Source organism: Buttiauxella warmboldiae (assembly GCF_003818135.1).
In the GTDB taxonomy this organism is placed as follows: domain Bacteria; phylum Pseudomonadota; class Gammaproteobacteria; order Enterobacterales; family Enterobacteriaceae; genus Buttiauxella; species Buttiauxella warmboldiae.
Genome location: NZ_RPOH01000113.1, coordinates 1 through 10,745, shown reverse-complemented (window position 1 = coordinate 10,745; position 10,745 = coordinate 1). Strand labels below are relative to the sequence as shown.

The window sequence follows — 10,745 nt, the reverse complement described above, 5'->3', positions numbered from 1 at the left end:
ATTGATGGCCTCTGTTCGTTGTGTGAAAACATGGCGTTTGTCATCAGTCTGTGAAGGCCGCATTTTGCGGCCTTTTTTTACAGCTGTAGGTAAATAAGCAAATTCTCTTCTTGTGTTTATTTTTGTGGTAATGATAATCACAATCGTTTGGTTTTTACTTTTCTTTACGTCGTTTGACCTGAATTCACAGTCGGAGTGCCAGCAATGTTTGTTCCGTTTCTCATTATGTTACGCGAAGGGCTGGAAGCCGCGCTGATCGTCAGCTTGATTGCAGGCTATCTGAAGCGTACCCAGCGCGGCCAGTGGATTGGCGTGATGTGGGTTGGCGTGGTAGCGGCTGCCGCGCTCTGCTTAGGCCTGGGTATTTTTATTAATGAAACTACCGGTGAGTTCCCGCAAAAAGAGCAGGAGCTGTTTGAAGGCATCGTAGCGGTTATCGCGGTCTTTGTTCTGACCTGGATGGTGTTCTGGATGCGCAAAGTATCGCGCAACGTAAAGGGCCAGCTGGAGCAGAAGGTAGACCAGGCATTGAATAACAAAAGTAACCACGGCTGGGCGCTGATTCTGATGGTGTTCTTCGCCGTCGCACGTGAAGGCCTGGAGTCGGTCTTCTTTCTGCTGGCGGCCTTCCAGCAGGATGTCGGTATGATGCCGCCGCTTGGGGCAATACTTGGCCTGGGCACCGCCATCATCCTTGGTTTCTTGCTTTACTGGGGCGGTATTCGCCTGAACCTGGCGCTGTTCTTTAAATGGACCAGCCTGTTTATTTTGTTCGTGGCGGCCGGCCTTGCTGCGGGGGCGGTACGTGCATTCCATGAAGCGGGGCTGTGGAACCATTTCCAGGAGATCGCATTCGATCTCAGCAATGTGCTTTCCACCCACTCCCTGAGCGGTACGCTGCTCGAAGGGATTTTTGGTTACCAGGAAACGCCGACGGTAAGCGAAGTCGCGATGTACTTTATTTATCTGATCCCCGCACTGGTGCTGTTTTTCATGCCTCCGGGTTTGACGGCCCGGGCGACAAATAACATTCGTTAATCATCTTGCGGCGAGTTAATTGCCGCTTAGTTACAACATACTAATATTTAATAGGGATGGGCCATGACTACACCGTTTCGTCGTAAAGCTTTGCACACCGCGCTTTTCGCCTTTGCTTGTTCTGCTTTTGCCGTTCAGGCCGCTGATGTTCCACAGGTCAAAGTCACTGTGACCGATAAACAGTGTGAACCGATGAGCATTACGGTTAATGCCGGTAAAACGCAGTTCATCATTCAGAACCACAGCCAGAAAGCGCTGGAGTGGGAAATCCTGAAAGGGGTCATGGTGGTTGAAGAACGCGAAAATATCGCGCCGGGTTTTACGCAGAAGATGACCGCTAACCTGCAGGCGGGGGAATACGATATGACCTGTGGCCTGCTGAGTAACCCGAAAGGCAAGCTTATCGTTAAAGCGGCGGGCGACCAGGGCGTAGCGCAAAACGATGTGATGGCGTTAACTGGCCCAATTACCGAATACAAAACGTATGTCACCGCGCAGGTTGTGGAACTGGTTAAAGGCACCAAAGCGTTTACTGACGCGGTAAAAGCGGGCGACGTCGAAAAAGCGAAATCTCTGTATGCCCCAACTCGTCAGTACTACGAGCGCATCGAACCGATTGCTGAACTGTTCTCTGACCTCGATGGCAGCATTGACGCCCGTGAAGATGATTACGAGCAGAAGGCGAACGATCCGAAATTCACCGGCTTCCACCGCCTGGAAAAAGCGCTGTTTGGTGATAACACTACCAAAGGCATGGAAAAATACGCTGAGCAGTTGAATGGTGATGTGCTGGATCTGCAGGCGCGTATTGCCGAACTCGCATTCCCTCCTGGCAAAGTCGTGGGCGGCGCGGCAGCTCTGATTGAAGAAGTGGCTGCGAGCAAAATCAGCGGTGAAGAAGAGCGTTACAGCCACACCGATCTGTGGGACTTCCAGGCAAACGTGGATGGCGCACAGAAAATCCTTAATCTTTTGCGTCCGCTACTGACCAAGGACAATGCGCCGCTGCTGGCAAAAGTGGATGCCAACTTCAGCAAAGTGAACACCATTCTTGCCAAATACCGCAGCAAAGAGGGTTTTGAGACTTACGACAAACTGACGGATGCTGACCGTAATGCGCTGAAAGGGCCGGTAACAGCGCTGGCAGAAGATTTGTCACAGCTGCGTGGCGTTCTGGGTCTGGACTAATACTGATGGCAGAAGAAAAAAATAAACACGGCGGCCATCTTCCGGCACGCCGCCGGTTGCTAAAGGGGTTGGGGGTGCTCGGTGGCGCTCTCGCAGTTAGCGGCGGCTGCCCGGTAGCACATGCAGCCGGGCAGGAGACATCGCCCAGAACATTACCGCCCGATGCCCGTATGGAAAAGCAGCCGTTTTACGGTGAGCATCAGGCGGGCGTGCTGACCCCTCAGCAGGCGGCAATGATGTTAGTCGCGTTCGATGTTCTGGCCAGTGATAAAGCGGATCTCGAGCGTTTATTCAAATTACTGACGGCGCGTTTTGACTTCCTGACTACCGGCGGCGCAGTACCGGATACGCCTAATCCGCGCATGCCGCCAATGGACTCCGGAATTTTGGGGGCGCAAATTTACCCTGATAACCTGACTATCACGCTGGCTGCCGGAACGTCGCTGTTTGATGAGCGTTTTGGCCTGAAAGAGCAGCAGCCGAAGAAGCTGCAAAAAATGGAACGCTTCGCCAATGATTCACTGGATGCCAGCCTGTGTCACGGTGATTTACTGCTGCAGATTTGTGCGAATACGGCGGATACCGTGATTCACGCCCTGCGCGATATCATTAAATACACGCCGGATTTGCTCAGCGTACGCTGGAAGCGGGAAGGATTTATCTCTAACCACGCGGCGCGCTCGCGCGGCAAAGAGACGCCGATCAACCTGTTAGGCTTTAAAGACGGCACCGCGAATCCGAATAGCGAAGATAAGCCGCTGATGGATGAAGTGATTTGGGTCACGACGGATCAGCAGGAGCCTGCATGGACGGTGGGCGGCAGCTATCAGGCCGTACGCATTATTCAGTTCCATGTGGAGTTCTGGGATCGAACGCCACTCAAAGAGCAGCAGACTATTTTTGGCCGTGATAAACATAGCGGCGCGCCGCTGGGTATGAAGAATGAGCACGACGAGCCTGATTATGCTGCCGATCCCGACGGTAACTTGATTGCGCTTGATGCCCATATTCGGCTGGCAAATCCGCGCACCAAAGAAACCCAATCCAATCTGATGATGCGCCGGGGGTATAGCTACTCACTCGGGGTCTCCAAATCCGGGCAGCTGGATATGGGACTGCTGTTTGTGTGTTTCCAGCACGATCTTGAGAAAGGTTTTCTGGCGGTGCAGCAGCGGCTTAATGGTGAAGCACTGGAGGAGTATGTGAAGCCGATCGGCGGCGGATATTTCTTCGTGATGCCGGGCGTTAAGGATAAGCAGCATTATTTAGGGCAGGGGCTGATTGAGGCGTAGTTTTTCGTTTTCTTCTGGCCCTCTCCCTCAGGGAGAGGGCCAGAGTGAGGACAATGCTTCCCCGGCTAATTTTTCATTTAATAACAATTTGCCTGCCTGGTATTCACCCCATTTCAATATGACTATACCGTTGATATAAAAATGTAATATTTTTATGTCATAAACGTGGCTGTCGCATGACGAAACGCCGGTGTTGAATTAAAGTAAAATAATTGTTGCAAATAAAATCTGATTTGCTGTACTTAAAGCACGAGCGGTAGTTCCCGGATGTGAAAATTTATCACCATGGAGATCGCGAATGGTAGTGTCCTGTACTGGACGATTGAGCAACACTCTTACCCGCACAACTCTGCGCGGAGGCCTCTCCTCCGGCTTCGCTATCTTCACCGCTAAAAAAAACCAATCCACCACTTATCCATTTATTAACGATACGCTAAGCGGCGTTATTCGTCCGGCTGGCGCATCCTCTCAACCGGCAGTTCATGGCTTAAAAGGAAGCCAAACCTCATCCGTTAGTGAACATCAGCGCGCACCATGTTGCGGCGCGGGAAATGAAACCAACTGTAAGGTGCCATCCATGGGAAGACAGAAAGCAGTGATCAAAGCTCGTCGTGAAGCAAAACGTGTGCTCAGACGAGACTCACGGAGCCACAAGCAACGTGAAGAGGAATCGGTCACCACGCTTGTGCAGATGAGCGGCGTTGAATCTATCGGTATGGCAAGAGATTGTCGCGATAACTCACCGATAGCGGCGCGCAATGAGGCTCAACAGCACTATCTTAACGCCATCGAGAAAAAACAGCTGATCTTCGCCACCGGCGAAGCCGGATGCGGCAAAACCTATATCAGCGCGGCGAAAGCCGCTGAGGCCCTGATACATAAGGATGTCGACAGGATAATTGTGACCCGTCCGGTCCTGCAGGCTGACGAAGACCTCGGCTTCTTGCCCGGGGATATTTCAGAAAAGTTCGCCCCTTATTTCCGCCCGGTGTATGACATCCTGGTGCGACGTTTAGGGTCGTCCTTTATGCAGTATTGCCTGCGTCCCGAAATCGGCAAAGTAGAGATCGCGCCGTTCGCCTACATGCGCGGACGCACCTTCGAAAATGCGGTGGTTATTCTTGATGAGGCGCAGAATGTCACCAGCGCGCAAATGAAAATGTTTTTAACGCGCCTTGGGGAAAACGTGACGGTGATCGTCAATGGCGATATCACACAATGCGATTTGCCACGGGGTGTTCAATCCGGACTAAGCGACGCGCTGGAGCGTTTTACCGAAGATGAAATGATTGGTGTGGTTCGCTTTGGCAAACAAGACTGCGTGCGCTCAGCCCTTTGCCAGCGCACCCTGAATGCCTACGACTGATTTCTGGCATAATGGAACCGTGGAGCCCAAACCGTGTTTGGGCTTTTTTCTTTGCGCGAATTATTTGCCCGAAATGTGAAGGGTATCAAAACGCATGGTCAAGGAGAGACAATTTTTAGTGATTCATAATTATTTCCCGCCATCCTGTTGCCGTATACTTCTCTTAACAAGAAACAATCAGAACATTTCCAATCAGTCCCTGTCGCAGGCGTGAGCTGTGCTGATTTCCGACATGCAGGCTGTTGCAACCTGAGGAATTAATTATGACGACGAAAAGACGTATTTACCTGTTTTGTTCTGCCGGAATGTCCACCTCATTACTGGTTTCTAAAATGAAGGCGCAGGCAGAAAAGTATCAAGTCCCGGTGATTATCGAAGCCTGGCCTGAAACGCTGGCGGCTGAAAAGGGCAAAGATGCCGATCTGGTGCTCCTCGGACCGCAAATCGCTTATATGCTGCCAGAAATTCAAAAAGTCTTGCCCGGCAAGCCGGTTGAAGTGATTGATTCGGCAATGTACGGCAAAATTGATGGATTAGGGGTGCTGAAAGCCGCCGTCGCATCGATTAAAAAGGCCGCTGCAAACGGTTAATTTTTTTCTTTTGTTTTATTTTTCCGTCAAAGAACGACCTTACACAACCTGGCCGCCAGACCCTGGCGGCAATAAAGGAAATTACAAATGAGTAAAGTCATTGATTCACTTGAAAAGATATTGCTTCCTTTCGCAGTAAAAATTGGGAAGCAACCGCACGTCAACGCAATTAAAAATGGTTTCATCAAATTAATGCCATTAACCCTTGCCGGGGCGATGTTCGTATTAATCAATAACGTCTTTCTGAGTTTTGGCGCCGGCTCCTTTTTCTACTCCTTAGGTATTCGCTTAGATCCCTCAACCATTGAAACCCTGAATGGGTTAAAAGCCATCGGCGGCAACGTGTACAACGGTACGTTGGGCATTATGTCGCTGATGGCGCCTTTTTTCATTGGTATGGCGCTGGCTGAGGAACGTAAAGTTGACCCGCTTGCCGCGGGCCTGTTATCCGTTGCGGCATTTATGACCGTCACGCCATATAGCGTTGGCGAAGCTTATGCTGTTGGCGCTAACTGGTTAGGGGGGCAGAATATTATTTCCGGTATTGTTATTGGTCTGGTTGTCGCGGAGCTATTTACTTTTGTTATCCGCCGCAATTGGGTAATTACTTTGCCAGATAGCGTGCCGACCTCGGTATCACGTTCTTTCTCCGCTTTAATTCCAGGCTTTATTATCCTGTCTATCTTCGGGATTATCTCCTGGCTGCTGGCCAACCACGGTAGCAACTTCCACCAGATTATTATGGATTCCATTGCTACGCCGCTGGCGTCGATGGGGGCTGTAGTGGGCTGGGCGTATGTTATCTTTAACGCCCTGCTGTGGTTCTTTGGCGTGCATGGCTCACTGGCGCTGACCGCGCTGGACAACGGCATCATGACGCCGTGGGCGCTGGAAAACATCGCCCTTTACAACCAGTACGGTTCTGTTCAGGCGGCAATTGACGCGGGCAAACAGTTCCACTTCTGGGCGAAACCAATGCTCGACTCCTACATCCTGCTGGGGGGTTCTGGTGCGACGCTGGGCTTGATTATCGCCATCTTTATGGTCTCTCGTCGTGCCGATCACCGTCAGGTGGCGAAACTGGCGCTGCCATCAGGCATTTTCCAGATTAACGAACCTATCCTGTTCGGTCTGCCAATCATTATGAACCCGGTGATGTTTATCCCGTTTGTGCTGGTGCAGCCGATTCTGGCAGCCATCACGCTTGCGGCGTACTCAATGGGAATTATCCCGCCGGTGACCAACCTGGCACCATGGACCATGCCTACCGGTTTGGGAGCCTTCTTTAACAGTAACGGCAGTATCGCTGCCCTGTTAGTGGCCCTGTTTAACCTCGGGGTGGCGACATGCGTGTATATACCATTCGTTATCCTGTCTAACAAAGCACAGGCCGTCATCGAAGAAGAAGAAAGCGAAGAAGATATCGCGAACGCACTGAAATTCTAAAGAGCGTGGGTTGGGGATAGCCCTTATCCCCAACCGCTTTAAAAATACCGGGAGAGAGTATGTTTGATTTAGACAGCGTAGTAGAAAGCGAAGTCGCTACTGACGATCTTGAAGAAGTGGTCATGGGGCTAATCATCAACTCCGGCCAGGCCCGTAGCCTTGCTTATGGGGCTTTAAAAATCGCCAAAGCCGGTGATTTCGCCAGGGCCCGTGAACTGATGGTGCAGTCCCGTGAAGCGCTGAACGAAGCGCATCTGGTACAGACCAAACTGATTGAAGCTGACCAGGGCGAAGGTAAAACCAAAGTAAGCCTGGTGCTGGTGCATGCGCAGGATCACCTGATGACCTCAATGCTGGCGCGCGAACTGATCGCAGAATTGATTGAGCTTCACGAAAAAATACAATAAGTTGAGGTCGTTATGCAGCCACCGGTACTCAGTATGGAAATCAGCACGGCACGCGAGAGCCAGCTTTTTGATGGACAACATTTTCACATGTTTATCCATAACAAAGTCGAAAGCGTTTCCGGGCTGCACCAGCATGATTATTATGAGTTCACGGTGGTATTGACCGGGCGCTATTATCAGGAAATAAACGGTAAACGCGTCCTGCTGGAAAGAGGCAGTTTTGTTTTTATTCCGCTGGGTTCTTATCATCAAAGTTTTTACGATTTTGGTGCCACAAGGATCCTCAATGTGGGGATCAGCAAGGCTTTTTTTGAACAGCATTATTTACCGTTGTTTCCTGCCTGCTTTATTGCTTCGCAGGTCTATCAAATTAAGAATGAGTTTTTGACCTATATTGAATCGGTCACCGCCTCATTACATTTCCGTCAGGGCGAGTTTAATGAATTTCTTGAGATGGTGACGTTTTATATTGTGAATCGTCTGCGCCATCATAAAGAGTCAGAGTCCGGCGGTGATATTCCTGGCTGGCTGAAAAATACCGTTGAGCAGATGCATGGCAAGTCGATGTTTGGTGACCGGGCATTAGTCAATATGGTGGAGCTATCTGGCAAGTCGCAAGAGTATTTAACCCGCGCGACGCAGCGCCATTACGGCAAGACACCGATGCAAATTATCAACGAGATAAGAATTAACTTTGCTAAAAAACAGCTGGAAATCACCAACTATTCTGTCACCGATATTGCTTTCGAGTCTGGTTACAGTAGCGCCAGTATGTTTATTAAAAATTTTAAAAAGCTCACCTCATTTACACCGCAGCATTATCGCAAGCAGTTATACAGTATTAAGTAATTTTTTATATAACCTGTAAATGTATTAATGAGGGTTAAGAGCAATCCTCAATCATACATCTATATCGCTGTCTTAATTACAGTGCAATAAACTTGTACCGGAGTCCCTATGAGTAAAAAATTGAAAGTGGTTACCATTGGCGGTGGCAGTAGCTATACCCCTGAATTACTCGAAGGTTTTATTAAACGTTACCAGGAATTGCCGATTAGTGAACTATGGCTGGTTGACGTTGAGGCGGGGAAAGAGAAGCAAGATATTATCTTTGATCTTTGCCTGCGCATGATTGAACGCGCGGGTGTGCCGATTGCACTGTATAAAACTCTCGATCGCCGCGAAGCGCTGGTTGATGCTGATTTCGTTACCACGCAGCTGCGCGTTGGGCAGCTTAAAGCCCGTGAGCTTGATGAACGCATTCCGCTAAGCTATGGCTATCTGGGCCAGGAAACCAACGGGGCCGGTGGTTTGTTCAAAGGTTTGCGCACCATTCCGGTGATTTTCGACATTATTAATGATGTGAAAGAAATCTGCCCTGACGCCTGGGTTATCAACTTCACTAACCCGGCCGGTATGGTCACCGAAGCGGTTTATCGCCACACGGATTTCAAGAAGTTCATCGGGGTGTGTAACATTCCCGTGGGCATGAAAATGTTCATTAAAGACGTGCTGAAACTGGCGCCAACGGATGAGTTGAACATCGATCTGTTCGGCCTCAACCATATGGTGTTTATCAAAGATGTGCTGGTTAACGGCACTTCCCGTTTTGACGAGCTGCTTGATGGCGTGGCATCCGGCACGCTGACCGCAGGTTCGGTAAAAAACATCTTTGATTTGCCGTTTAGCGAAGGTCTGATTCGCTCTCTGCGTCTGCTGCCGTGCTCTTATCTGCTGTACTACTTCAAGCAAAAAGAGATGCTGGCTATCGAAATGGGCGAGTTCTATAAAGGCGGCGCGCGCGCAACAGTGGTGCAGAAAGTTGAGAAGCAGCTGTTCGAGCTGTACAAAGACCCTGCGTTGAATGTGAAACCAAAAGAGCTGGAGCTGCGTGGCGGGGCTTACTACTCTGATGCGGCTTGTGAAGTTATCAGCGATATTTACAACGACAAGCAAAGCGAGCATTACGTTAACGTGCCGCACCACGGCCATGTTGATAATATTCCAGCGGACTGGGCCGTTGAAATGACCTGTACTATTGGCCGCGATGGCGCAACGCCGACGCCGCGCATCACCCATTTTGATGAGAAAGTGCTGGGCCTGATTTACACCATCAAAGGGTTTGAAGTGGCGGCGAGTGAAGCGGCGCTGAGCGGTAACTTTAACGATGTTTTGCTGGCGCTGAATTTAAGCCCGCTGATTCATTCTGATAAAGACGCTGAGAAAATTGCCCGCGACATGCTGTTAGCTCATGAAGCTAATCTGCCAAACTTTGCGGAAACTATCGCTGCACTTAAATAACTGGAGGCCTTCCCTGCAAAGGGAAGGCAGCTTACCGAGGCGACAATGGATAAGTTATTAATTGTTAACGCGGACGATTTTGGGCTGTGTAAGGCGCAAAACTACGGAATTATAGACGCATTCACCAACGGTGTAGTGACGTCTACCACCGCGATGGTTAATGCCGCAGGAATTGAACATGCTGTTGCACTCAGTGCAAAACATCCAGGTCTGGCTATTGGGATGCATTTTGTCCTGACGCTGGGGCGGCCGCTGTCCGCCATGCCGGGGCTGGTGGATGATAAGGGCGAGCTGGGCAAATGGATTTGGCAGCGCGCTGAAGAAGACAGGCTGCCGCTGGCGGAAATTGAGCACGAGCTGGCTTGCCAGTATGCAAAATTCCTCGAATTATTTGGGCGAGCGCCCACGCATCTCGACAGCCATCACCATGTGCATATGATCCCGCAGATTTACCCGATCGTTGAGGCGTTTGCGAAAGAGAAGGGCGTGGCGATTCGTTTCGACTATGATGCGGCTTTACCCATTGGGCTTGAATGTACTGGTGTGAAAACGGCTGAAGGCTTTGAGAGCGGTTTTTATGGCGATGCGATATCGGAAAGGTTATTCCTTGACGCGCTGGATCGCGCCACGGCGCGCGGTGAGCAATCGTTAGAAATAATGTGTCACCCTTCCTTTATTGATAACACCATCCTTGCCAGTAAATACTGTTACCCGCGCCTTGCGGAACTGGATGTTCTGACATCCGCTTCGCTAAAATATGCCATCGCAGAGCGCGGGTATTCCCTGGGCACGTTTAAGGATTTGTAACCCATACGGAATTAACTTTATGCTGGCGTGTGGGGGCTATTGCATTTCTTAACCCGAACTCAGGTTCGGGTTTTTGTGCGCAGCTGATAACAGGCGCTAAATGACGGGCGAAAAAAAAAGTCTGAACGTGAATTCAGACTTTCTCCTGAAATATGGCGGTGAGAGAGGGGTTCGAACCCTCGATACGTTGCCGTATACACACTTTCCAGGCGTGCTCCTTCAGCCACTCGGACACCTCACCGTTTTGTATCTGTCGCCATGTTCAGGGGGCAACGGGGCGCTACTATAGGGAGTCGCGCGCATTCGGTCA

General features: G+C 50.3%; 10 protein-coding genes and 1 tRNA gene. 10 read left to right on the top strand and 1 reads right to left on the bottom strand.

All coding sequences use genetic code 11. The annotated features are described in order from the left end of the window. Positions 1–204 precede the first annotated feature (204 nt). The 10 genes from efeU to chbG all read left to right on the top strand — a co-directional run bounded on the left by efeU (position 205) and on the right by chbG (position 10,435). The gene (efeU, locus tag EHN07_RS20005; RefSeq protein ID WP_124025759.1) at positions 205–1,038 is read left to right on the top strand and encodes an iron uptake transporter permease EfeU; all 834 of its coding nucleotides are present in this window, start codon (positions 205–207) and stop codon (positions 1,036–1,038) included. A 63-nt stretch (positions 1,039–1,101) separates the two neighbouring features. Then, on the top strand, positions 1,102–2,226 hold the full coding sequence (efeO, locus tag EHN07_RS20000; protein WP_124025758.1) for an iron uptake system protein EfeO: 1,125 nt from the start codon (positions 1,102–1,104) through the stop codon (positions 2,224–2,226). 5 nt (positions 2,227–2,231) lie between these two features. Then, entirely contained in the window at positions 2,232–3,518 is a 1,287-nt protein-coding gene (efeB, locus tag EHN07_RS19995) for an iron uptake transporter deferrochelatase/peroxidase subunit (RefSeq protein WP_124025757.1), read from the top strand. A gap of 577 nt (positions 3,519–4,095) precedes the next feature. Further along, positions 4,096–4,884 carry a phosphate starvation-inducible protein PhoH gene (gene phoH / locus EHN07_RS19990; protein WP_208647009.1) on the top strand — a complete coding sequence of 263 codons (789 nt, stop codon included), beginning with the start codon at positions 4,096–4,098 and terminating at the stop codon, positions 4,882–4,884. 263 nt (positions 4,885–5,147) lie between these two features. Beyond that, positions 5,148–5,474, top strand: a complete 327-nt coding sequence (locus EHN07_RS19985; RefSeq protein ID WP_124025755.1) for a PTS sugar transporter subunit IIB — start codon at positions 5,148–5,150, stop codon at positions 5,472–5,474. Between the two features lie 87 nt (positions 5,475–5,561). Further along, positions 5,562–6,920, top strand: coding sequence for a PTS N,N'-diacetylchitobiose transporter subunit IIC (chbC, locus tag EHN07_RS19980; RefSeq protein ID WP_124025754.1), 1,359 nt, complete (start codon positions 5,562–5,564; stop codon positions 6,918–6,920). Between the two features lie 59 nt (positions 6,921–6,979). After that, positions 6,980–7,327 (top strand): PTS N,N'-diacetylchitobiose transporter subunit IIA, encoded by a 348-nt coding sequence (gene chbA, locus EHN07_RS19975; RefSeq protein WP_124025753.1) that lies wholly within the window; start codon positions 6,980–6,982, stop codon positions 7,325–7,327. 12 nt (positions 7,328–7,339) lie between these two features. Next, a complete protein-coding gene (gene chbR, locus EHN07_RS19970; protein ID WP_124025752.1) occupies positions 7,340–8,176 on the top strand; it encodes a transcriptional regulator ChbR in 837 nt (278 codons plus the stop codon). A gap of 108 nt (positions 8,177–8,284) precedes the next feature. Next, on the top strand, positions 8,285–9,628 hold the full coding sequence (locus EHN07_RS19965) for a 6-phospho-beta-glucosidase (RefSeq protein ID WP_124025751.1): 1,344 nt from the start codon (positions 8,285–8,287) through the stop codon (positions 9,626–9,628). Between the two features lie 45 nt (positions 9,629–9,673). Continuing rightward, on the top strand, positions 9,674–10,435 hold the full coding sequence (chbG, locus tag EHN07_RS19960) for a chitin disaccharide deacetylase (RefSeq protein ID WP_124025750.1): 762 nt from the start codon (positions 9,674–9,676) through the stop codon (positions 10,433–10,435). Between the two features lie 153 nt (positions 10,436–10,588). On the opposite strand, the gene EHN07_RS19955 is transcribed toward chbG, so the two are convergent. Next, positions 10,589–10,676 (bottom strand) — tRNA-Ser (locus EHN07_RS19955). Between the last annotated feature and the right edge of the window lie 69 nt (positions 10,677–10,745).

What these genes read in the sequence shown, in the direction of transcription:
- chbR (WP_124025752.1), top strand. Translation starts at nt 7,340, where the DNA reads ATGCAGCCACCGGTACTCAGTATGGAAATCAGCACGGCACGCGAGAGC.
- efeB (WP_124025757.1), top strand. Translation starts at nt 2,232, where the DNA reads ATGGCAGAAGAAAAAAATAAACACGGCGGCCATCTTCCGGCACGCCGC.
- EHN07_RS19965 (WP_124025751.1), top strand. Translation starts at nt 8,285, where the DNA reads ATGAGTAAAAAATTGAAAGTGGTTACCATTGGCGGTGGCAGTAGCTAT.
- chbC (WP_124025754.1), top strand. Translation starts at nt 5,562, where the DNA reads ATGAGTAAAGTCATTGATTCACTTGAAAAGATATTGCTTCCTTTCGCA.
- phoH (WP_208647009.1), top strand. Translation starts at nt 4,096, where the DNA reads ATGGGAAGACAGAAAGCAGTGATCAAAGCTCGTCGTGAAGCAAAACGT.
- chbA (WP_124025753.1), top strand. Translation starts at nt 6,980, where the DNA reads ATGTTTGATTTAGACAGCGTAGTAGAAAGCGAAGTCGCTACTGACGAT.
- efeO (WP_124025758.1), top strand. Translation starts at nt 1,102, where the DNA reads ATGACTACACCGTTTCGTCGTAAAGCTTTGCACACCGCGCTTTTCGCC.
- chbG (WP_124025750.1), top strand. Translation starts at nt 9,674, where the DNA reads ATGGATAAGTTATTAATTGTTAACGCGGACGATTTTGGGCTGTGTAAG.
- efeU (WP_124025759.1), top strand. Translation starts at nt 205, where the DNA reads ATGTTTGTTCCGTTTCTCATTATGTTACGCGAAGGGCTGGAAGCCGCG.
- EHN07_RS19985 (WP_124025755.1), top strand. Translation starts at nt 5,148, where the DNA reads ATGACGACGAAAAGACGTATTTACCTGTTTTGTTCTGCCGGAATGTCC.